The sequence below is a fragment of the Sphingobacterium sp. UBA865 genome (assembly GCF_002295765.1).
GTDB lineage: Bacteria > Bacteroidota > Bacteroidia > Sphingobacteriales > Sphingobacteriaceae > Sphingobacterium > Sphingobacterium multivorum.
On sequence record NZ_DBGB01000003.1, the window covers coordinates 1 to 24786 of the forward strand.

The 24786-nt window shown below is 42.3% G+C and carries 16 protein-coding genes; 9 read left to right on the forward strand and 7 right to left on the reverse strand.

Going from position 1 to position 24786, the window contains the following annotated elements; genetic code table 11:
- Positions 1-30 precede the first annotated feature (30 nt).
- Both B2O97_RS01620 and B2O97_RS01625 read right to left on the reverse strand, forming a co-directional pair.
- Entirely contained in the window at positions 31-1287 is a 1257-nt protein-coding gene (locus B2O97_RS01620; RefSeq protein WP_286709387.1) for a glycoside hydrolase family 88 protein, read from the reverse strand.
- 44 nt (positions 1288-1331) lie between these two features.
- A complete protein-coding gene (locus B2O97_RS01625; RefSeq protein ID WP_286709388.1) occupies positions 1332-3260 on the reverse strand; it encodes a heparinase II/III family protein in 1929 nt (642 codons plus the stop codon).
- A gap of 339 nt (positions 3261-3599) precedes the next feature.
- Here B2O97_RS01625 and B2O97_RS01630 point away from each other — a divergent pair, with 339 nt between their 5' ends.
- Positions 3600-4292, forward strand: a complete 693-nt coding sequence (locus B2O97_RS01630; RefSeq protein ID WP_158638906.1) for an outer membrane beta-barrel protein — start codon at positions 3600-3602, stop codon at positions 4290-4292.
- 143 nt (positions 4293-4435) lie between these two features.
- Here the strand turns inward: B2O97_RS01630 and B2O97_RS01635 are convergent, their stop codons facing one another.
- Positions 4436-6826: a TonB-dependent receptor gene (locus tag B2O97_RS01635; RefSeq protein ID WP_286709389.1), complete on the reverse strand. Its 2391-nt coding sequence runs from the start codon at positions 6824-6826 to the stop codon at positions 4436-4438.
- A 469-nt stretch (positions 6827-7295) separates the two neighbouring features.
- Between B2O97_RS01635 and B2O97_RS01640 the strand changes: the two genes are divergently transcribed.
- The 8 genes from B2O97_RS01640 (at position 7296) to B2O97_RS01675 (ending at position 20025) form a co-directional block, all read left to right on the forward strand.
- Positions 7296-7916 (forward strand): RNA polymerase sigma factor, encoded by a 621-nt coding sequence (locus tag B2O97_RS01640; protein WP_286709390.1) that lies wholly within the window; start codon positions 7296-7298, stop codon positions 7914-7916.
- A 63-nt stretch (positions 7917-7979) separates the two neighbouring features.
- The gene (locus B2O97_RS01645) at positions 7980-8969 is read left to right on the forward strand and encodes a FecR family protein (protein ID WP_286709391.1); all 990 of its coding nucleotides are present in this window, start codon (positions 7980-7982) and stop codon (positions 8967-8969) included.
- A gap of 116 nt (positions 8970-9085) precedes the next feature.
- Entirely contained in the window at positions 9086-12739 is a 3654-nt protein-coding gene (locus B2O97_RS01650; RefSeq protein WP_286709392.1) for a SusC/RagA family TonB-linked outer membrane protein, read from the forward strand.
- A gap of 12 nt (positions 12740-12751) precedes the next feature.
- Positions 12752-14404 carry a SusD/RagB family nutrient-binding outer membrane lipoprotein gene (locus tag B2O97_RS01655; RefSeq protein ID WP_286709393.1) on the forward strand — a complete coding sequence of 551 codons (1653 nt, stop codon included), beginning with the start codon at positions 12752-12754 and terminating at the stop codon, positions 14402-14404.
- Positions 14405-14462: 58 nt separating this feature from the next.
- Positions 14463-15656, forward strand: coding sequence for a purple acid phosphatase family protein (locus B2O97_RS01660; RefSeq protein ID WP_286709394.1), 1194 nt, complete (start codon positions 14463-14465; stop codon positions 15654-15656).
- 157 nt (positions 15657-15813) lie between these two features.
- Complete coding sequence (locus tag B2O97_RS01665) at positions 15814-16662, forward strand: glycerophosphodiester phosphodiesterase family protein (protein WP_286709395.1); 849 nt, start codon at positions 15814-15816, stop codon at positions 16660-16662.
- 93 nt (positions 16663-16755) lie between these two features.
- Positions 16756-17250, forward strand: coding sequence for a hypothetical protein (locus B2O97_RS01670; protein WP_145328867.1), 495 nt, complete (start codon positions 16756-16758; stop codon positions 17248-17250).
- A 411-nt stretch (positions 17251-17661) separates the two neighbouring features.
- On the forward strand, positions 17662-20025 hold the full coding sequence (locus B2O97_RS01675) for a glycoside hydrolase family 3 N-terminal domain-containing protein (RefSeq protein WP_286709396.1): 2364 nt from the start codon (positions 17662-17664) through the stop codon (positions 20023-20025).
- Here the strand turns inward: B2O97_RS01675 and B2O97_RS01680 are convergent, their stop codons facing one another.
- The 4 genes from B2O97_RS01680 to B2O97_RS01695 all read right to left on the reverse strand — a co-directional run bounded on the left by B2O97_RS01680 (position 20026) and on the right by B2O97_RS01695 (position 24779).
- Positions 20026-20436, reverse strand: a complete 411-nt coding sequence (locus B2O97_RS01680) for a hypothetical protein (protein WP_145328865.1) — start codon at positions 20434-20436, stop codon at positions 20026-20028.
- 56 nt (positions 20437-20492) lie between these two features.
- Positions 20493-21527, reverse strand: coding sequence for a sialidase family protein (locus B2O97_RS01685; protein WP_286709397.1), 1035 nt, complete (start codon positions 21525-21527; stop codon positions 20493-20495).
- 157 nt (positions 21528-21684) lie between these two features.
- Positions 21685-23121 (reverse strand): alpha-L-fucosidase, encoded by a 1437-nt coding sequence (locus B2O97_RS01690; protein ID WP_286709398.1) that lies wholly within the window; start codon positions 23119-23121, stop codon positions 21685-21687.
- Between the two features lie 74 nt (positions 23122-23195).
- Complete coding sequence (locus B2O97_RS01695) at positions 23196-24779, reverse strand: SusD/RagB family nutrient-binding outer membrane lipoprotein (protein WP_286766820.1); 1584 nt, start codon at positions 24777-24779, stop codon at positions 23196-23198.
- Positions 24780-24786 lie beyond the last annotated feature (7 nt).

The following is a 24786-nucleotide window of genomic DNA, read 5'->3' on the forward strand; positions in this document are numbered from 1 at the left end:
AATAAATTTGAGACAGCTTCTTGGTATTTTTTATTTTTTGAGTTGTTCCAACCGTGTCAAACCTTCCAGATAATAATAATCTGCATAGGTCAGCGGAACATCGATTTCCGAATGATGGGGTAAGCTACCCACACTATGCTGCAATAAGAAACCGCCATTGCTTGCATATTTAGCAAAATAGGTGGCTCCTGATAGTGTTTGCAGGCTTTCCTGAGCAAATGTCAAATAGGATTTGCTTTCGGTGCCAGTGGTCAATGTTGAGAGTTCAATCAGTGCAGACGCAACAATGGCTGCAGCTGAGGCATCGCGCGGCACAAAATTTAATTTCAAGGAAGAAAAATCAGCATCCGATTTATAACCCGGCTTTCCGGCATTAAAATCCCAATACGGAATTTTATCTTTTGGAAGATTCGGATGGGTCATGTAAAACTTTGCCGCCGCTTTTGCCGTTTTAAGAAATTCTGGTTTTTTGGTCTCCCGGTACATCATGGTAAATCCATAAATAGCCCATGCTTGACCGCGTGCCCAGGTTGAATTGTCGGCATAGCCTTGGTTTGTTTGTTGGTGGATAGCATGGCCATTACCATCGTAATCGACAACATGGTAAGTACTGTGGTCTTTACGAAAATGGTTTTTCATGGTTTGGGTGGCATGACTGATGGCCACATCCTTATATTTGGTATCTCCAGTCAAGTCGGACACATAACACAGCATTTCCAGGTTCATCATGTTGTCGATAATGACTGGATATTTCCATAGGGTCTTGCCGTCCCAAGACTTCTTCTCGTTCCATGATTTGATGACGCCCACCTGCGGATTATAACGTTTAAGCGCAGTATTGGCCGAGTGGATGAGGATATCCTTGTAAGCGGCAACCTTTTTGGGATCTTTAAGGTATTTAATGGCATTGCCATAGGAACAATACATCACAAAACCAATATCATGATGTTGATCAAGGTCTTTGGCTTTTTCAAGCGCCTCTGTCCATTTGATCGCCGCAGCTTCGGTCTCTTTATTATGGGTATGGTTGTAGATATACCATAGTGACCCTGGAAAGAAACCGCCGGTCCAATCCCATTCGTCTGTCCCTACCAGTTTTCCTGCAGGACTCAATGTGCGTGGAAATTTGTGCTGCTTTTCTGCTGCTTGTTCTAAAAATTGATATTGCTTTTCTGCTGCTTTAAAACTTGTGTCAATAAAGCTTGGTTTTTGATCCGTAAAGCTCAATGCGATCAGACTAGAAGCGATAACAAAAAGCGCTTTTAGACCAGGTTTTCTTTTTTTCATAACGGCTTATATTCTTAGTAAGTTACATAATAATCTGATTCTTTTTATTTTATAGCCTCTTGGCGAATCGTAAAGGTATATTTTCCAGCGGATTTGATGCTTTTAGCGGTGAGTTTGATGCGATAGAGTTCCTTACCCCATACCTGACTCAAACGTGGGTCATCTTGAGGAATGACATCGTAGCTCGCCGTGAACTGTCCAGCATCAAAGTGTAGGGTTGCGTGCCCATTATTGAGGAGGATTTCCCCTTTGCCAATTTTTGGTTCCTGAGCAACCAGAAAATGGATGATATTGGCCTGCTTAGGACCTGTGATTTTAAACTCATCCTGAATGTCCAGCCCATTTTGTACGAGGGTGTAACTTCTATTCCAGTGTTCAACATTCGCCGACTTCTCATATGCTTTTCCAATATCAAGTTGGAATCTATTTTGTGCAGGCAGAAATGCCACATTTTCAGCTTTATATTCCTTTCCAAAAGATTGGTCTGCTCCATTGATCATCGGAACATTATGGTAAGCACTCTGCATTGTCCAGATACTGTATCTGTCATCGCTAAATGTTTTCTTTGTATAGGTGCCAACACCGGCATCAATAAACAGTGGTTGTTGGTCCTGGTATAAGATAAAACTCCCGACATCGTTATGGTTGTGACTTTCATTATTGAAACCACCTTTGGCGGCAAAGAAAAACGGGCCCTTTTTTAGATATATAAATTGTGTTTCCGGATACCACTTGGCATTATTTTGAGGGAGTGAAGCGGTAACACGCTCTAATTGTGGATAGCATCTCAGGTCCTCGAAGGCGCGAAAAATATCCCTTGAAGGTTTGAAATTTGCAGTTTTGTCGCCGGTATTTTCCATATATCGGGCAAATTGCATCATCTCGCTACTATTGACATCCTGTCCATAACGGTAGATCAATAGTGGATCGCCGCCACCTTTTGCCGAAGCATCGGCAAAATTAACTACCCATTTATCTCCGCCAATATAGGATTGTGCGATGTACTCACCCATATCGCGAATTACAGGTTTATCAAAAATATTGATCTTGCCCTTGGTGGCCAGCGAAAGTATTTTTAAATAATCGTACAGTTTGCCCGCAGCATGTCCCCAATAGGAGGGTCCCTCTTCGCAGGCACCGTCTGTTTTGACATAATTGATAAAGCGATCCACAGAAGACATTGTCTTATAAATTCCCGCCAGTTGTATATCGGGATTGTCCTCAACCAAAAGTAAGGCCGTAAGAACATTAAAGTTACACCATGGATTCCAGTTATTGACCAACTGTCCTTCCTTGAGTTCAAATGCCTGCCACCACATGTCGTTACGATCCAGATAGGGCTGTATAATGCGTTGTTGGATCTGTTGTTTTAGACGGGTACTGATTTCGGGGTTTATTGTATTGAACGTATCGCGGAAGAAATAATGAACCCAGGAGAGGAGAGAGCCTACATCACCGGCCATCAGATCGACTACTTGTGTGCGCTCTTGCGGCAATGATCGCTTACTGGACTGAAAGGCCCCAAGGTGTGCCGAGAGAGACCATGTTGCCATTTCCGTCAATTGCCAACTGCCGTTTAGGATTTGGTCAACAAAGCGCCCCTGTCCTTCTGCAAGCTCCGCCAACAGTAGGTTGGTCAGCGCAGTACAATTTTCGTTCATTGGCTTTTCCATTATGCTGCGGTTGCCTGAACGCTCATATTCAAGGTAGTCGGTTGCTTTGACGACCTGCCACTGGTAGTTCAGGGCCTCGTTTCCCTTTTTTATAATACGCTCTTTAAAGGGAGCCATCAGCTTATCCCAGGCTAAACGGTCGGAATAAGCCGGGTAGGGAACCCAAGATTTGTCATTGCCTAGGCTGGCTTTCAGGTTCTCTTGTTTAAAAGCTCCTGTTAGCAGGTTCAGATCTTTCCCTAGCAGTCTTTGGAAAGAAAAACTGCTAAGGAAAAATAGTAGGATTAAGTAAATTCTCATAATTACCAATCTTGATTTTGTAGTAGTATTGCCGGATACATCCAACGATTCGTCGAAACGGATGTGTTCTTGATCTTGATCATAGGCTTTTAGATTTAATTGGTCTGAAAAATGAATTTTCTGTGAAGTGAATTTACAGTATTGATAGAGAACAATAAGGACGTTTTCTCGCAATCGTTTTCGTAACAGCCTGCCTAAAAATCGAAAGATTTTTGGTTAATATCTGTTTAGAAAGGTATGCCTGCTGGGAGTATTTGGATCAATAATTCAAAGGTCAGTGTAGCGTCTGTAAGCGATTGTCGTTTAATAAGGAAATTATGTAAACCTATTTCTTTTCGTATGATGAATATCAAAAAAACCGCGTTATTGTTATGTCTGTCACTTGGAGCATATGCAGGCTATGCACAGACAAAATGGAATGTAAAAGCCGGAGTCGCCTTTTCAAATGTGGATGCTAAAAATAAAGCGGGCGATAAGGCCAGCACGGCCGCGGTCGGAGGCCTGTATTTGGGACTCGGTCCCACATTACGCCTCAGCGATAATTTCTCTTTAGAACCGGCATTTGTGTTTGCTAAACGGGGCTTTAAACGAAAAGATGGAAGTTTTATAGGCTGGGGTAAAGATTTTAAAGCGAATACGTCTTATATCGAAATGCCTATCGATGTTGTCTTTAATGCTACGATCGGTACAGGTAAGTTGGAGGTCGGTATAGGCCCTTATATCGGTTATGGATTGGGCGGGAAATGGAAAACTTCAGAATCTGTTTACCTGGACGATATTGCAATTGATAACAAGGGAGATATCAAGTTCAAAAATGATTCGAGTGAAGGTGAGTATGGGGATTATACACTTGGGAGACCTTTTGATTATGGCGCTCGTGCAAAAGTAAACTATCTTTTTAGGGAACATTATCTTGTCGGTATAGAATTTCAGAAAGGAATTGCCAATTTAGAATCCAAATGGGGGGATTATAAATCCGGGAATGCTATACGTAATCGCTCCTTGGGTATTTCAGTTGGCTATCGGTTTTAGTAAATTAAAAACAGTGAATAAATAAGCGTGTTGTTGGAAGCATGAGCTCGTCTCATCAATCCAATCGTTTGTCTTCAGCGCCTAGTGTCTGGAGACAAACGATTGGAAATAAATCTTTCCGTTGTACTTGCTACTATTGGGTATTAGAATTCAATCCGGTAGTTAATAGTCGGAATAATACCAGTCCATTTTTGAGGTTCAATGATACGTTTGCTGAAATTGTAGTGCATACCCACAGTGTTTTCTCTATTAAGGAGATTCTGAATATCCAAAATAAACAGATGGCTTACTTTTTTGCGGTTAACCCGATAGCTCGATGAGAAATCAACACGTACGTAGGGATCGGCAGTCAGGGTATTGATGCGATCTTGGTCAATAACTTCTTCGTCTAAACGAAGCGATTCTTCTTCCAGAACAGGAGAGTACTTTCTTCCACCGGCATAAATTAATTTGCCATTGAGACCAAACAGATTATTTTTACTCTTTCCCACAGTCCATTCTTTCCCCATCAGTATATTTCCTACGTAACGTGTATTGAACGTGGTATTGTATTCTTTGCCATTGCGTGCTTTGAACTTTGAATCAAAGAAGGAGGTCGTTGCCATGAAGTAATACCCCTTACTTAACGACTTCTCAAGCGTTAGCTCAATGCCGTAATTTTTGCCGGTTCCTTTATTGATAAGCTGACGGTAGTTTGATGTACCAATGGCTGCAATATCCGATACATTGAGTAAGGAGAAGTTGATGTCGGAATCTGTAGATACTGGGACATCATAAAGATGCTGATAATAGATTTCTGTCTTAAACCGGAGTGTTCTGCTTAGGTTCTTTTCATAGCCAATAACAGCTTGGGCAGATTTTGTTGGCGAAAGAGGCTTGTTTGGCTCAAGGCTTGTTTGATCGCTACTTTTGGCAAAATAGTAGACCAAGGGCTCCAGTCGGTTATATAGACCAGTCCCAAAGGAGATCGTTTGATCTGTGGTAACACGCCAGTTTAGGCCAAGCCTTGGCTCGATAGACCAACTCTTGCTCAAGGCGAAGTAATTTGCATGTATTCCTGTATTTAGCGTTAGTTTGTCGTTCAAAACTGTTTTTAACTGTGCAAAAGCATCATAAGTACTTGTATTCCCAGTCTCATTAATCCGCTCTTTCAATGCCGCTAGCTCGGTGTCGTAGGACAGCGCATAGAGGTCATAGTGTAATAAACTTGCATTTAAGCCCGCTCTAATCGTGTTTTTACTGTTGGCGCGATAGTTTAGCGTACCCGCATAGCGAAGAGCCGTATTCGTAAATTTGTCCTTGTGATAGAGGCTGGAAATATAGTCCCGTGTTAATGTATCGGTGCTATTGGAATTGCGGCTAAGGGACATGGAAACAATATTGGTGAAATATAATCTTTCGTTTGCAATGTATTGATGTTTTAGTCCAGCACTCCCTGCGTTGAACTTTAAATTTAGATCTTGGGCGTCTGTTCGTTCTTCCCATTTTTCGTAATTACGCTCGGCAGTTTGTTGAAGTTTCCCCAAGCCGCCTATACCGAAAAAGGAAAAGGTTCCGGCTTTTTTTGTGGGAAATACAAAATTAAAAGAAAGGTCCTGATATTTTGGGACGCCAGTGTCTGAAACTTTTACGCCTACTTTTTCCAATAGACTCAATGAAGAATAGCGGTAACTAATCAAATAGGAAGCGTCACTTCCTTTTTTGAAAGGCCCTTCTAACGTTGCTCCTACGCCCAGGACTCCGACGTTGAATGTGTATTCGCGTTTGTCGGTATTGCCTTTACGGAACCTAAGATCAAAAACACCTGCCGTTGCATTGCTGTATTCCGCGGCAAGCCCACCGGTATAGAAATCAGATTTTCCCAATACCATGGTATTGAGCATACTGATTCCGCCACCTGCAGTGCCTTCGGCTCCAAAATGATTGGGATTTACAATTTCGATACCTTCAAGCCGCCACTGCAAGCTTTGGGGGGAATTTCCGCGAACAATAATTTCATTGTCATCGCCGCCGGCAGCAACACCTGGAAAACTCTGTGCCATACGGGCGGGATCAAAAAAGGCGCCAGCATAGCGGTTGGTCTCTTCCGGCGAAAAAGAGCGCCCACTCGTCATTGCCATCTGGTTGAGCGGTTGTTTTCCGGCATTGGCATAGACGACAGCTTCGGTTAATGCATTTATTTGCGGCTCCATTTCCACATTGACCATATTCTCCCGTCCACTGGTGATAAGTAATTCCGTAAATTCTTCTGGTTTATATCCGGCCATGCGAACTTGAAGCTGTTGACGCCCAACTGGAACTTGCTGCAGCCGAAATATGCCCTGTGCGTCTGTACTTACAGACTTTGTTCCATCACTGGATGAAATGACAATTGTGGCACCTGTAAGTGGTAATCTGGTATTTTTATCTATCACGGTTCCTTTGACAGTTTCGGTCACAACCTGATTTTTTTGCTTTGGCGCTGCTGGTTGCTGGGCGAATGTAAACCCTGCTTGAAGCGATAATCCAATAAGTAAGATTGGCGATAGTTTCATAAAAGATTAGTTTTTATCTTTATGACAGCCGACTTTCAATTTACCCTTAGCTTTTACCTAATTTTTTGTTTTTCACGCCGCGAATATGTATGATTCAACTTAAATTCACATGTCATTACATGAAATTTTATAGGTTTTACTGATAAGTAGTTATTAACATAAAGGTTGTTGATTACAAGTTAATTAACATTGTTGTTAACATTTTAGCTGAACTGTTTTTGTCCTAAATGCCTAATTGTAAAAAAATAGGACGTCCGCTACGTTTTTAACAAAAGATCTGCTCTATACTAGAAAGTTAACATGTTTATTAACAATTCCTGGGATGGTTTTTTACAAAGACTAAGCGGAGTGTATTCAAATGGCGCAGTTCATTTGAGTAGCGCAGTTCATTCAAATAATAGAGCGTATTCAAATAAAAGCTTCCCGAAAAATTAACATTTTGATAATCTGACGAACCTATCTTTGTTAGGTGAAAACTACCGAAGCCAATGTAGATAGCCACTATGTGTTGCGTTTTAAAGAAGGTGACCCCATTGCCTTTGCCCATTTATTTGAGCGGTATTGGGAGGATCTATACACCGTCGCTTTTCGTCATCTTCGGGAAGAGGATCAGGCTAAGGATCTTGTGCAGGAAGTATTTATCCATATCTGGGAAAAACGATCGCTCGTGAGTACTGAATACTCCGATATAAAATTCTATTTCCACAAAGCCCTCAAAAACAAAATACTGAATTACTACGCCTCGGAGCGTGTACGAAAACAGGTCTTGGAGAAATCAATGGAACGTATGGACGCTTTTTCCAATTTGGATAGCCAGGCCTTTGCCAGGTATAAGGCGCTGGAGGCTATTGTGGATGATTCGATAGACAAATTACCTAGATTGATGAAAGCAGTCTACTTAATGCGTTCTGACAATTATTCAATAACACAAATTGCCAAGGAACTCAATCTGGCTGAACAGACCGTTAAGAACTACCTGTCAGAGGCCAAAAAGATTATGCGGTACGAATTGACAAGAAGGTTTGCGGACCACGATTCTGTATTTTTATTGCTCGCAGGAAGCTATCTCCTTTATGATTATTTAATATAAAGAACATATTTAATTAAAGTACTTTGCCCGTTTTGATCTGTATTAGTATAAAAATTAATGCAGGTGAATTTAGAACGCTTTAAACTTATCATAACAGATTATCTCGGAGGAAAATTGACTGAGGAGGAAAAAGGTCATGTTGACGACTGGTACGAGTCTATTTCAAACGATGATATTAATCCCTTTAGCGATGCAAATCATCAGGAAAAAATCAAACAAGAATTATTTATTCGTGTAGGAATAGCTGAAGCACCTGCGAGGGCAAAGAAGGTGGCCAACATACCGGTCAGAAAATTCTCTTGGCTTTCAGCAGCAGCGGCTATTTTGGTCCTAGGAGGCATCAGTCTGCTATTTTTACAGCACAACCCGATGTCGCTTTCTCGGAAGCGGACAGAAGCGGTCGCATTACTGACGGAAACGGTTACGAATGCGGGCGAATTGAAAGAAATTCAGTTACCTGATGGCACATCTATTTTTTTAAACGGAAATACACGTATCCGCTACGATCGTAAGAATTTTGCATCAAATAGAAAATTCTTTTTAGATCGAGGGGAAGCATTCTTTCGGGTCAGACGGGATACTTTACATCCATTTAAGATAGAAACAGGCAGCGTCTCTGTTGCAGTTCTAGGAACATCATTCAACGTCAACAATTCGATGTCTACTAAACATGTGACGGTCGAAGTTAAAACTGGGCGGGTGAGTGTTCTAAATGCAAAAAATGGAGCAAACCATATCCTTACAGCAGGTAAGGCCGTCCGGTATAGTGTAGTTAAAAATGATTTTAAAACTTTCGATAGCGATCCAGCTTACATCAGCCTTTGGACACAAGGTGGTATGCAATTGAATAACATCAGCTTCAAGGAACTGAAAGAAATAATCTATAACCGCTTCGGTGTTGTGTTGCTTACCGAAAATCTGAATACAGATCCATTCAATTATTCGCTTATGATACCACATGTACAGTCATTAGACCAGGTGCTGAATATCGTTTGCAATATTCATCAAATCAAATTTAGGAGGGAGAAAAATGAAATAATCTTATACAAATAAGCTGTAGGGGGTAGAACAGCATAATTTATCTGCCCAAGAAAAGTGCTCATCTGGCAAACCGCTAAATCGACCAGTGAGCACCTGAATATTCATGTTTAAAACATTCATACAAATATATGTATAAAATAATTAAGCTTACCGGCCTTGCGACAAAGCTTGCCATCTGCGCTATGGTCTCTTGTGCTGTAACCAATAGCCATGCTGAGGGATTGGAAAAGATCAATCGCACTTACTGGGATAATATCAATATTCATTTGTCTAGTGGTAACGCCGCGCAGGCGGTACTGCAGTTGTCAAAACAAACAGGTCAAGCGATCGGCTACGATCGGAGTATGCTCCAATTAGATCGGATTTTAATTGCCGAAAAAAAATTCCAGAATGCGAGCTTCGAGGAAGTCCTTGCCTATATCCTGAACGGGACCAACATTAAGTCAAAAAGAGTGTCAGGGGGTATTGTCCTTGTAAAAAATACGGGTAAACAAGAGTCTTATGGTTTGAAATTGCAGCTTGTCGATCGTACAAAACAGCCTATTGGGGGAGCTTCTGTACATATTCCACTGACTGGACAGAGCGCCTTGTCAAATGCCAAAGGTGAAGTGACTATTCGATTAGCTGCCGGAGTATATGATGTACTGATAAGCCATGTTGGCTATGAAAAAAAAGAGTTGAACGATCTCAAGCTCGATGCCAACACAGCAGGTATACGTCAGGTGGTCTTAAACGAAGATGACAACGAATTGGATGAAGTGGTCGTGACTGCATTGGGCATCAAACGACAGGATCGTTCCCTTGGTTATGCTGTCGGTAAAATTAAGGGCGAGGATATCAATCGGGTCAATAATGATAACTTTCTGGTTGGTATGGCAGGTAGAGTACCCGGGGTTTCGATTAGTTCTACAGGACCCACCGGTTCCAGCGTGAATATGGTGATTCGGGGGGCATCATCGCTAAGTACAGACAACCAGCCGCTATTTGTCGTAGATGGAGTGCCCTTGATGAATAGTTTAAATAATGTTGGTCAGATCGGTGACGACAACAAAGTGGATTATGGTAATGCAATTGCCAATATCAATCCCGAAGATATTGAAAATATTTCCATCTTGAAGGGGCCAAGTGCAGCTGCGCTTTACGGCTCACGTGCAGGTAATGGTGTAGTGCTGATCACAACCAAAAGTGGTAAGAATGCGGAGAAGATGACCATTGCTGTGACTAGTAACACAGTATTTGATATCCCGTATAAATTTATTGAATTGCATAACAAATTTGCAAGCGGTACCTTGCCATGGCGACCAGGCGACTTGCCTGGCAATTTAGTTATTGAGGAGGAGTCTAGTGTTATGGTAGGCCCTGCACTGGATAAGGGGTATAAAGCTGTTCAATGGAATAGTCCACTTGACGAGAACGGTAAGCCCATTCCTACGGAACTAAAAGCGTACCCAAATAACATTAAAAACTTTGTCCAGACTGGGGTCACAAGTACCAATGGGATTTCCCTGAGCAACAGAAGCGAAAAATTGGACTATCGTTTCTCGTATTCCAATATGGCCAATAAGGGTATTATCCCCAATTCGGATCTGTTCAGAAACACCTTGAATATCAATTCGACCATGCGCCTTCGCAATAGTTTGACATTGGGGCTCTCGCTAGATGCCAGCAGAAATAACTCCAACAATAGACCTGCAGGAAATCGGGGAACCAATCCGATGCAAGCGGCCTATGAAGTTGCACCTCACATCAATATTCTGGACTTGCAGGATTATTGGTTGCCAGGGCAGGAGCAGATCCAACAGCGTTCACAGTCTATTGGCAACCACAATAACCCGTATTTCCTTGCTTATGGAGTGAATAATGCTTTTACAAGAGACCGCGTCTTTGGAAACCTACGGTTAGATTGGACCATCAAAAAAGATTGGACGGCCATGATACGGTACGCAACGGATATTTATTGGGAAAATAGGGAAACAAAAATCCCTTACAGTTATACGAACGAACCCAGAGGTGCTTATGGGATTGTTAATCTGATGAATATGGAACAGAATATCGACTTTCTGACGGCATATACAAAGAAGATGAGTGACTTTCAGATCACAGGATCATTGGGTGGGAATTTACGGTATAATCGTGGTAAATCCGTGCAAAATACCTCAAAGAATGGCGCTGGACTAATCACGCCGGGACTCTATACATTGGCCAATATCAGTCCATTAAATTTGGATTTCTACAGTACAATTTCTGAAAGAGCCATAAACAGTGTTTACGGACTGATCAATCTAAGCTACCGGGATATGGTTTATTTAGATGTGACTGGGCGCAATGACTGGTCCAGCACCTTACCTGTGAACAATCGATCCTATTTCTATCCTTCGGCATCCCTAAGTGTGTTGGCTAACCAGGTGTTTTCTCTGCCTAAAACGATCAATTTGGCAAAACTGAGAGCGGGTATTGCACGCGTGGGAAATGATACTTATCCCTATAATCTCTCCAATGTACTGAGTAATCCCGGTAGCTGGGGTGATGTATTGCGGCTAACACGTTCGGGATCACTCTTGGTTCCTAATCTGAAGCCCGAAATTGCCACATCTTACGAATTTGGTCTGGATCTGGGCATGTGGAATAATCGACTGAAGTTTGAAGGAACCTATTATAAGCTGGAGAACAAAAACCAAATTATTTCAACAACACTTCCCGGATCAAGTGGTTTCAATTCGAAAAATATCAACGCCGGACTGTTAAGCAGCCGCGGTATTGAACTTGCTGTTTCCGGGCGACCTATTGCCAAGGAAAATTGGTCCTGGGACGTTGGTGTCAACTGGCATCGCAATCGTACCCGTATCGATGAGCTTTCTGATGGTGTAGAGTTCTATACCTTTTGGACCGACGGTCGGGGTGGGGCACGTACCTATGTCGGGGAAGAGATCGGGGATCTGTACGATTCCAAGTTAGTGACCGTGGAGGATCAATCGTCGCCGTATTATGGTTTTCCTATTCTCAATAAAAATGGTTCTTGGCAGGCTGTACGGATCAATAATAGTCGCAACAAAATCGGAAATTTTAATCCCGATTTCACGATGGGCCTACAGTCAAGTCTTCGCTATAAAAAATGGACAATGAATATTGCCGCAGATATGCGTTTTGGAGGGAAATTTATGTCGCAGACCTATCGCTATTTCGAATCGAACCTAACCACGCAGCGTTTTCTTGATCAGATGATCAACCCCAATGGGATGACAGGCGAAACGCTACGCAATTATTTGGTCGATAACAATCTTGTTCGCGTGCAAGGCAATAGGTATCCCATTGTTGGAGGACCAGGCGAAGAGTATGGTGGTTATCCGATCAGTGTGGGTGGTCTTGTTGGCAATTTTGGGGTGTTTAATCCAGGTGTTATCGCACAATATGATGATAAAGGTAATATCACAGGTTATACAGAGAATCTTGGTGGTGAAGGAACAAAATATATCGCTTATTCAGACAATTACCCTTGGGATTTTATGAATGCGGCGACATTTGATGCTTCTTTTATCAAGCTTCGGGAATTATCCTTTAGCTATGATTTATCAGGAAAATGGCTGAAACGTCTCGGAATAGAGAATGGCAGTGTGGGAGTCTATACCCGTAACCTGATCTTATGGACCAAAGCAAAAGTAGGTATAGATCCGGAAATGGCCTTCCAGCCAGAAACTGGTGTTGGATTTAAACAGGGGATTGAGCGCTACAACGTTACCCCTTGGTCAATGCCTATTGGATTTAAAGTAAATGTGACATTTTAATATACGACATAAATGAAAAATCAGTTGAAGAGATTCACCATGGCTGTAGTAGGCCTTGGGATGGTATGGAATATTTCAGCTTGTAAAGATCTGACCGAACTTAATATCAATCCGAACGGTGTAAGTGAGGAAGATGCCAACCCCAATCTGTTATTGCCGACGATATTGACAGGAACAGCGAAAAAATACAACGAATTGAGTTTCTCAGATCTTGGCGGAGTTATGCAGCACACCCAATTTGATGCATGGTTCAATTCACATAATGACTACGAATGGACAGGAGGGATTCTGAGCTGGGATGCTTATTATGGCTTTTTACGTGACAATGAGCTTATGCGTAAACGCGCGGAGAAATTAGGCTTGGATTTTCATAAAGGAGTTTCGCTGGTGATGCGCGCTTACTTATTCGGATTGGTGACTGATCTCTGGGGAGACGCTCCTTATACCGATGCCTTAAAAGCGGAACTGGGAGATGCTGTATATAATTTTCCGAAATACGATAGTCAGGAAATAATCTATAAGGGAATTATCGACGAGTTGAAACAAGCCAATGAACTTCTATCCCGCCCCGATGGTTCTTATGAGGTGCTGGCGAATGCGGATGTTTACTTTGGCGGAAAGGCTTCCAAATGGCGTCGTTTTGCCAATTCTTTGGCATTACGGTATTATATGCGCATTTCAGCAAAGTCTGCTGACTTTGCCAAACAGGGGATTGAAAGTATTGTTGCCAATCCCGATAAATTTCCAATTATTACGAGTACTACTGATGATGTATTGATGGATTTTGTTGGAAATAATGCAAATGACTCCTGGCCGTCAAATACAGTGTATGATGCCAGTGGAAGTAATTTTAGACGAATGAAAATGTGTGCAACACTGGTCGACCGGCTACAGGAACTTGGCGACCCTCGTTTGGCGGTTTGGGCAAGAAAGGTAGACATACCCATTGAGATCCGCAGCAACGAGCCCGCAGGTACAGATAAGATCGTTAATGGTGTTCGGATTGTATCGCCAGATGTCGTCAAAGGTGTTCCCGTGGATACCGATAAAGAGTATGTTGGACTGCCGCCAAGTGTATCTAAAAACCCTTCAGCCTACAACCTCAATCCAACACCGGGGCAAACCTCGATCAATCCGCATGTTTCTTACCTGAATGATAGCTATCGTTCGGCGAAGGGAAGTTTGTTAAAAGCACGCTTGCTTTCTGCTGCCGAAGTTAGTTTTATTTTGGCTGAAGCAGCCTGGAAAGGATGGGGGCTGCCTGAGTCAGCCAAGACCTATTATGAGCGTGCTATACAGGAATCGTTGGCAAGCTGGGGAAAGGGCGCAGACTATTCCAACTATATCCGTCAGAAAGGTGTGGCGTTTGAAAATACGCAAGTGCAGATCATTGAACAAAAATGGATCGCCAGTTGGTCAACTGCCGCACAGTCCTGGTTTGATTATCGTCGCACAGGGTACCCCGCTTTAAAGGCCGGCCCCGCAGCCATTCGTACACAGCTTCCTGTTCGTGTACCTTATATGCAAACCGAAATGAGTGTGAATCAAAAAAATGCCGAGGAGGCCTTGAAACGTATTGAAAAGACAGCGTATTCACAGGCAGACAATGAAAATAGTGCCTGGTCAAAACCTTGGTTATTGCAAGGAACAAACAAGCCCTGGTAATTAGTAATTAAAAGTTATTAAATAGAGTTCTCAAATCGCTTATAAAATCAATATCACAATGAAAATCAAACATATTCTTCTTGCTGTAGTACTGTGCTGCACTTTATTGGAAGGGAAAAGCCAGACGGATAATAAAGACAAACAACCTGATCGTATTACGTTGACCTGGTCCGATGAGCCCAGCAGTACGCAGTCTGTTTCTTGGCGGATCAATGCGGATAGGACCAAAATAATTGGTCAGATTGCTGAAGAACAGAGCAATCCAGAACTTGAAAAAAACGCGATCACAATAAATGGAACAGCGCTACCGCTCGAGCGAGGACAGCAAGAGGATGCTTATGGACAGGTAACCTTCCGTGACCTGAAACCCGGTACAGTTTATGCCTATCGCGTTGGAGATGGCAGCAATTGGAGTGCCTGGAACCAATTTAGGACTGCGGAGCGTTCAGGCGCGTTTTCGTTTATCTATTTGGGTGATGCACAGAACGACTTACGTTCACGCTGGGCACGTGCCATTCGGCGTGCTTTCCAGCAGGAAGCGAATGCACGCTTTATTGTTCACGCGGGCGATCTGATCAATCGTTCGAATGCAGACGAGGAGTGGGCAGAATGGCATGAGGCCGCAGGATTTATTCATCAGATGATCCCTGCTGTTCCAACACCGGGTAATCACGAGTACCGTCGCGACTCGCTTGGGAAGCTTGTACTTGACCCGCATTGGAAAGCACAATTCAACTTGCCAAGGAATGGCCCTGAGGGTATGCAAGATGCTGTTTACTACCTCGATTATCAGGATCTACGTATGATTTCCCTAAATTCTCAATTGATTATGCTCGACTCTACTGCAGCAGCGATACAGGAAAAGTGGTTGGAGAAAGTGTTGTCTTCATCACCAAAAAAATGGAATATTGTTGTCATGCACCATCCCGTATACTCTACGGCAAAAAATCGTGACAATACCATCTTGAGAGAACGTTTCAAACCTATTTTCGAGAAATATGGTGTCGATTTGGTCCTTCAGGGCCACGATCATACCTACGCTCGTGGCGGGCTGGGTAAAAAGCGACCTGTCTATCTCCTGTCTGTAGCGGGGCCTAAGATGTATGAATCTGATTCTGAACGCTGGATGGAAGTTGCAACGTCACAGACGCAATTGTATCAGGTGATCAAGCTGACCGAAAATAAACTGTATTTTTCGAGCTACAAGCTGAATGGGCAGTTGTTTGATTCATTCGAGTTGTCGAAAAAGTAGAACGTCATAGACGGAAGGTAATCCATTCAAACCGGATTACTTTCCGTCAATATAATTGCGGGATTCACTCCATGACGCGATTGAGATGTAACTGCAGCGAGATCGCCGGTTTTTAAGGTATAACAAAAAGAGATTGCAAAAAAATAACTATACAGCAATGAAAAAGATTTTATTTTCTACTATTCTGTTGGGTATAATAGTAAGTTCTACAACCCACTTATATGCTCAGTCGATCGATTTAATAAAAAAGTTAGAGCAAAAAAGTTTACACATTGTTGCACACCGGGGAGCTCATCTGGAGCAACCTGAAAACTCAATTGCTGCTATCGAAGAGGCCATTCGGCAGGGAGCTTCCGTGGTAGAGGTCGATGTGCGGGCCACCAAAGATGGTGTACTTGTACTGATGCACGATAAAACAGTCAATCGGACGACAACCGGGCAAGGAGAGGTCGCCAAACAAACCTATGCCGAGCTTCAACAGCTTCACTTACGCAAAAAGGCTAATGGTGAAGGCTCGGATCATGTTATACCAACGCTATCGGAAGCTTTGCGCGTTGCAAAGGGAAAAATCCTTGTTGATCTCGATTTTAAAGAAGATCGCAAAGAGTTTATTAAGAAAACCTATGCGCTTGTTGAACAGGAGGGGATGGAAGACCAGGTACTATTTTTTCTCTATGATTATAAAGACATGCTCAAGATTTACAAACTCAATCCAGCGATCACACTTTTTCCGAGGGCACGCAGCATGAAAGATCTAGAGGTCATACTAAAGATGAAATTAACCTCAATTGTCCATCTTGATGAATCATTTACTGATACCGGAAAACTTAATGCATTGCGCCAACAGGGCATTTATTTTTGGATGAATAGTTTGGGGGAATATGACGACAAAGCAGAACAGGAGGGAAAGAAAGCTTATCGATCTTTTTTGGAGAAATATCCTTTTGTACGTCTTATTCAAACAGATCATCCTAATTTGTGGCGCGAAGTGCTTTCCGGATCTTAGTCTATTTTTATCTGTTTAGTTAAAAATGCTTGATTTTATTGTAGCGATATTGTTAGAACGATCGTTCTCAAGATATAACTAATGGAAACCGTAATGAATAAATTATTTACAGGGAGTTTTGCAATCCTCTTTTTACTGACGAGCTGTAGTAAGGAAAATGAAATGACTGTACCTATGGATGTTCAAAAACAGCTGGAAAGTTTTGAATGGAGCCCCATCGTGTCTGCGAAAGGGACGACAAACGAGCAATTGAAGCACAAACCGAAAGATTGTGAAAAGGATAATGTGTATACATTTACATTTGCTGAATCAGCGAATAAGTTCACTGTCAATCGTGGTAAAGAACTATGTGGGGATGATAAGTTGACATTTGAAAGTTTGATTTTTGCTGAAGGACAGCATCGCGCATTTGCCTATGATAAAGAGAAGAAAAGTATCAAGTTTGCCGACAGTAGCCCATACCAAAGTTATGAGGTACAGCTTGATGGTGATCAGCTCATATTAATTTCGCGCAATAATAATCCTCTAGCATACGCAGCTCCAATTGAATACTATTTTCAAGGTAAGCGAACGGCTGCAACAAAATAAGATAAGTAGTATATTTCCTTTAACATTCAAAATAAAGACGGCTTGCTGTCTTTATTTTTTTGTTCAATTCTGTTTTGATGAAATTGCAATTGAATCTTTCACATTAGTTTTTTCTTTGTCTAACTGTTTTGTTGTTGCCCAACGTGCAAGAATGAATTTCGTGGATATTTGCCATTTGCTCTCCTCTACTTCAATACATAAAGTAAAGCCTGTGTTAGGTTGTTTAGATGAACGCTGTTCAAACCGATGCTGCCGCCCTATGATTATTAAAAGAATTAGGAATCAAAATTTAACTTGATTATTTAGGCAAAATCGTTAATTTAGTGGTTTGGAAACCGGTTGCATAGATAATGTGAAATAATAAAACCGGATCCGATTAATGAAGAAAACTAGATAAATAATAATCCACTTATGAAAGTCCGTATATTACTTATGGCGGCAATGGCGACATTGCTCTGCCCACAACTTCAAGCCCAGCAATTGCCCTATAAGAATAGTACATTACCAATTGAAAAACGGGTAAGTGATCTATTGGGAAGAATGACTGTGGAAGAGAAAGTCGGGCAATTGAGCAAATTGCTGGGCTGGGAAATGTATAGCAAAAACGGAAAGCAGGTTACAATCAGCAATAAATTGCGAAAGGCAGTAAAAGAACAGCATATCGGATTGTTATGGGCAACCTTACGTGCAGATCCTTGGACACAGAAAACCTTACTGAATGGCCTGAGCCCTGTGGAAGCTGCGCGCGCTACAAATGCGATCCAACGTTATATGGTGGATAGTACTCGACTAGGGATTCCATTGTTGTTGTCTGAGGAGGCGCCACATGGACATATGGCGATTGGTGCAACAGTGTTCCCTACCGCGATCGGACAGGCGAGTACATGGAACCCACAGTTGATTCAGGATATGGCATCAACAATCGCCATGGAGACTTATGCTGTGGGTGGTAAAAACGGCTATGGTCCTGTATTAGATTTGGCACGAGATCCACGTTGGTCGCGCACTGAAGAGACCTATGGGGAGGATCCCTATCTGATCGGTCAGATGGGAACTGCAATGATCCGTGGTTTTCAGGGTGAGAAGCTAGGTGAGCGCGATAAAATAATAGGAACTTTAAAGCATTTTGTAGCCTATGCCGCTCCAGATGGCGGTCACAATGGTGAGTCCGTATCGGTTGGAGAACGAAGCCTGAGACAGTATTTTCTGCCGCCTTTTGAGCGTGCTGTAAAATCGGGAGCTGGGTCGGTAATGACAGCATATAATAGCATTGATGGTATTCCTTGTTCTGCCAACCCCTGGTTGCTAAAAGACATTCTACGTAAAGACTGGGGATTTACGGGGTTTGTTGTATCGGATCTACTGAGTATATCAGGGCTCAATGGAGGGCATGCAACAGCAGCGACTGCAGAAGAAGCGGCTTCACAAAGTATACATGCCGGATTGGATGTCGATCTAAGCGGGACTGGTTACGGTTCAAATCTGCTTAAGGCTGTCCAACAGGGGCTCGTTGAATCTGCTGTTCTTGATACAGCAGTAGCCCGTGTACTGCGAATGAAGTTCAATTTGGGGCTTTTTGATCATCCCTATGTGGATGAAAAGTTGGTAGCGCAAAAAGTCGCTACGGCACAAAATAAAACGGTAGCAAGACAGGTGGCCCGCGAGTCGATCGTTTTGCTTAAAAACGATCAGCATATCTTACCCTTAAGTAAATCGTTGAAACGAATAGCCGTTATAGGACCGAATGCCGACAATGCCTATAATCAGCTGGGCGATTATACTGCTCCACAAGCTGAGGGGAAAGTTCAGACCCTCTTGACCGGAATACGGGCGGCAGTTGGTAACAGTACCAAGGTTGATTATGTGAAAGGTTGTGCAATCCGTGATACAAGCAATTCCGATATCGCTGCCGCCGTCGCAGCTGCAAAGCAGGCCGATGCGGTGGTTTTAGTCCTGGGTGGTTCGAGTGCACGTGATTTTAAAACGTCGTATCAAGCAACTGGAGCAGCCAATGTGGATCCCAATACGGTAAGTGATATGGAGAGCGGAGAAGGATTTGATCGCGTTTCTTTGGATATGATGGGCGATCAGATCAAGTTGCTGAAAGCGATACAGGCGACGGGAAAACCAGTTGTACTTGTTACGATTATGGGGAGACCATTGAACTTAAATTGGGCAGCTGAACATGTGCCTGCGATCGTGAATGCCTGGTATCCGGGACAAGAAGGCGGCTTGGCTATTGCCGATGTATTGTTCGGTGACTATAATCCGGCTGGAAGATTACCGATTTCGGTACCTCGTTCGGTCGGCCAGCTTCCTGTACATTACAACCATACAAAACCTAAACATCACGATTATGTGGAAATGTCGGCCAAACCATTGTATGCTTTTGGTTATGGGTTGAGCTACAGTAGTTTTGATTACTCCAATTTACAGGTCTCGCTGAAGGAGAATGGCAATGATTTTGTATGTACAGTGTCGTTCGACGTGGTAAACCAGGGCAAATTGGCGGGCGATGAAGTCGCTCAGTTGTATGTTGTGGATGAAGTAAGTTCGGTGGTGACACCTGTTATGCAGTTGAAGCGGTTTGAGCGTAAAAACATTGCCGCAGGAAAGAAAGAACGTTATTCTTTTCAATTGACCAAGGAGGACCTCAAACTTTGGAATGCAGGTAACGAATGGAAGACGGAAAAAGGCAGGTTTAAACTTTTGGTCGGCGCATCTTCCGATGATATCCGGTTGAAGGGAGAATTGGAATTAACGAAGGATTATTAATTAATCCTTCGTTAATTTATAGATATAGCTATTATGTTGATGGGGAGCTTTTGTTAAAGTTAGATCGTTTCCATTCACTAAATAGGTGTAATTGTGGTTCAATATTAAAGCCCAATCGAAGTCGGCGGTCCATACATTTTTATCTTTGAAAATAATTTGGTCGCCATTAATCTCATATGTTCCTGAGCCACCTGCAGGAAATCTATTTTTGTTTGCTGTACAAAAGAAACTGTCCGCTTTAAACCGTACAGTTACGTCTCCAGTGAAAGTTTGGTCCTGATTTTTATAGCTGACTATAAATTTTCCTGAATAGGTTCCCTCGAGATAGAGGTTGTGATTAGCAGTTTCCTTTGAGCAACCTACGGATACGATATATGCTAATAATGTTAATAATTTTGATATTGATCTCATAACTTGGTTTTTAGCATACAACGAAGTTACTGCCATTTTTGTTACAACTATCATTCTTATTTGAGCACAATATGCTTGATACTTTTCCTATTCCAGGTATAGGTGATGTGGATAAGACCGTTTGTGTCCTGAATAATTGTCGGATAAGAATACTCATCGTTCTTTACCCCATCTTCAAGGGTTAGAACATCTTTCCACTGTAAGCCATCTTTTGATATGGCGACATGCAGTTTTGTGCGTCCTTCCCACCAGTCGTTGCCAGCGATAGCCGGATTGAAGACGATCATCAATAAACCATTATTTAAACGGATGGCGTCGGTGGCAGAATTGGGATTGAGCAGGTTTGTGGATTGCCAGGGGCCCCAGGTAAGGCCTTCATCTGCTGAGAATGCTGCCATCACTTTATTTTCTTTACTTCGACAGAGCACCTGAATGCGTCCATCTGCGTGTTGGATCACACTGGGCTGAATAACCTGGATACTGGTATCTGGGCGTATTGCGCTGACGGACCAAGAGCGGCCATGATCGCGGCTGATTTCCAGGTGTGCTTTCCAGATTTCTGTTTTGGATTCCGTGCTGGAGGGGGAGAGCAGCAGTCCGTTTGTCAAGGTGAGCGGTTTATTCTTGATAGGCCCCAATATACCTTCAGGTAACTGCTGCGGTGCTGACCAGCTGGTTCCCTTATCAATCGAATGTTTGACATAGCCTTTCCATTCTCTGGGGTTGGGGCCTATTTTATAATACAAAGATAGGGTGTCACTGTGCGGGTATTGATAGAAGACAGGATTCCATGTTGGAAAGCGGTTGTCACCAAGGATACCGTCTGCAATCTGTACAGGACGCTGCCATTGTCCATGGCTATACAGTGAACTCCATATGACAACATCGGGGTTAGATTCATGTGTACCACCAAACCAGGCTGCCAATAAACTGTCTTTTCCGATGACTTGAATCGTGGAGGCATGGCATTGCTGGAATGGAACCTGACCTGTTTTAAAGATTTGCTCCGATACCAGGATCTGAGGTTTATACGTTGCACATGAGGATACAAAAAGAAGGATAAATAATGGAAATAGGTTGATTTTTTTCATTGGAATTTAAGGTTCTAAAACCCCTATAGTTTGTTGATGACTTATTTTCTTATTCCTGAGCAGCTTTGGGGATGTTAAATGTTCAGGCGATCATCGGTAAACAATGACCTTGTTAAATGATAAAATTCCGTTGGATCGTATCCAACGGAATTTTATGTTATTTGCTTTGCAATTGAATTGCCGTAGCATAGTTAAATCGTGTACTAGGACTTCTCAAGGTAATTTGGTTACCACGTTGCGACCAGTCCAATTTACCTTTATGACCTAAAATAGCGATCTTTTTTACGCTAAAGTTATCAGGTACTTCAAACACGTATTCATTGGGCTGCTGGTAAGTGTCACCTTCAGAAAGATGGAATACATTGACCACTTTACTGTCTTTGCTTCTGGTGTAGTAATAGTCACCTTGGTGATACGGAGCAATGGTACGTGTTGCAAACACTGCAGTTTGATTGATTTTCATCCAGGCTGCCAGCTCGTTCAAGCGATCGTATGCAGCCTGATCGTAATCTCCTGTAGGGCCAGGGGCTATGTTCAATAAGTAGTTTCCGCCGCGGGAAATAATTTTTACCAATGTTTCAACAATCTTTTTGGTTGGTTTGTATTGGTCGTTGGGCACATAGCTGAACGAATTACCCATGGTGATGCAGCTTTCCCATGGAATATCCAACGGATGTTCAGGAATCGCTTGTTCGGGAGTGACATAATTTTCCCAGTTTCCAGGTACCGTACGGTCAACGACGATAATGCCAGGTTGATTTTTCCTTGCCATGCCACCGATGCGGTCCATGTCAATATTTTGATCCATTTTGATCGTCTGTTGCCAGTCAACAGATTTGTCAACCGTTTCTAAGGGGCGGACCTGGCCACCATCCAGCCAAAGGATATCGACTTTGCCATATTCGGAAGTCAGCTCGTTGATTTGATTGTAGGTAAAGTCTTTGAATTTTTGCCAGCGATCCGGATATTTTTTAGGATCGTAATTTACATTTCTGTCTTTTGGCGGAAAGTAGGACCACCAGTAGTAATCGGAGTGCCAGTCCGGTTTGGAGAAATAGGCGCCAATTTTGAAGCCGTCATTGCGGAATGTGTTGAAGATTTCTTTGGTTACATTGGCCTTTGGATTTGTCGAAAATGGCGTTTTTGCGGAGGTGATTTTATAATCCGATTCTTTGGTATCGAACATGGCGAATCCATCGTGATGTTTGGTCGTAAAAACAACGTATTTCATGCCAGCAGCTTTAGCGGCATCGGCCCATTTCTGTGGATTGAAATCCGTAGGATTAAAGGTAGTCTGTAGATTTTCGTAGTTCTTGAGGTATTCAAAATAAGTTTTACCATGTTCGGGTTTGCGTTGGGTCCAGCCTTCATCTTCAGGACAGATACTCCAGCTTTCAACGATTCCCCATTGACTATAGGTACCCCAGTGCATGAAAAGACCAAACTTCATATCTTGCCATTGTTCGAGATTCTCAATCACTAGAGGATCTGTCGGTTTTTGATAGCCATTAGATACGTTATGTGCCTGGCCAAACGCTAGTGTTGCGCTTGAAGCGATCAGCGCAGTGGATATAATGGTTTTTAGTTTTTGCATGGATAAAGATAGTGAAAATGATAAAAAGAAGGCCACCTTAGGTGGCCTTCTTACAGATAGATGTAGCTTATACGTTAATTAACGTCCCAGAAGAGTTTAGTATTGACGTTATCTTGCGCTTTTACAGCATTGTAATTTTCTGAATTGTAAACGCTTTCTGAAGGTGGTAAGTTGAATTTGACCGGTACTGTCTTTTGTATGTCTGCGTTTTGAACAACAAATTCAAATTTAGGCAGATCCAAACGACGTTGCTCGGACCAAGCTTGTACAGTTTGTAAAACATTAAAATGTATCCATTTTTGCGTCGCAATTAGTTCAAGTTTATTAGATGCGCCTGCCCAGTTTACATTATTTATATAGGTAGTGATCGCTTCAGTCGTTGGAGCAGCGGGCGCAACAACGGTATTGTCGTTGGATCTGCTTCTAATAATACGATATAAATCAACAGATTCTTTAATGCTGTTTTCAAATGCTGTTTTTGCAGCCGATGCATTTCCAGCTTTATTGTAGTACTCTGCCAGCAGTAAATTTGTTTCAGTTGCTGAAAATAATATACCTGGAAAAAATTGATTTCTAGAATATGTTGAGCGGTTGTAGATCGCCAATGTTCCTCCTGTAGCTAAAGCAGTTTGATCGGCACTTACTTTACTTTGATCTAGCCCAATATATTTCCCCGCAGCTTTTTCGCCTGGTTCAAACATGAACGGCAATCTTGGATCGACCTTCTCTAGCATATGATCAATCATTTTTTTGCTTCCTAGATTAGCATACCAACCACTTGCCTCAAACGCATCTCGGATATTTTTTGTTTGAATACTGTTGTCATCAAGGTTATAAATATCCAGTTGCGCATTTTCTGCGTTCGTTAAAATCAGTGGATTAGTAGCTTGATTATTAACAATTTCTGCAATTTCCTGATTTGCTTGTGTGGCAAACTTTGAGCTCGCTGAAACTCGGGTTAGTATTCTTAGCCTAAGTGAGTTACAATATTTTTTCCACAATGCGATATCACCATTATTGATGATGTCTTGCGTCTTAAATTTGTTGGCGGTGGCACTACTTACTGTAATTGAATTTAATTCAGCGCTGATACTTTTTAAATCAGTCATCATTGCCGCATAGATGTCCTCGGGTTGGTCATAGGCCGGATACGAATTTTGATAATCACTATTGTTCGTACTCAACATACCTGCCTTAGACCAAGGAATAGCGCCATGAAGATCTACAGTTTGTTGTGTTTCATCATAGAAAAGAACTTTTGCAGTTAAATAGTAAATCCTATTTTCTTTTTTCTCAACATCGGCAGATTTATTATAAATAGTTTCTAGCTCTCTATATTGTGCAAGTCCCTCGTAAAATCTTGACCAACGGTCCTCGATAGCAGCGGCTCCTGGCAATAACTGGTTTGTCTCATTAATCCAGCCTGTGATATGTAAATATCTAAATATGGTTGGTCTAAGGGTAACAAATAAATTTCTATATTCAGGGACAATTAATTGTCTGTAACTGTAAATCATACCTGCAAACTGTTTTTCAACGGTCGTCTCGGTTACTTTTCCTGGGTCACGGTAGTTTTCATCAAATGAACTCTTACTGCAAGAATTTGTGAAAGCTAATGTGGCTGCGCACAGCCCCATATATAATATATATTTTTTCATGTCTTTA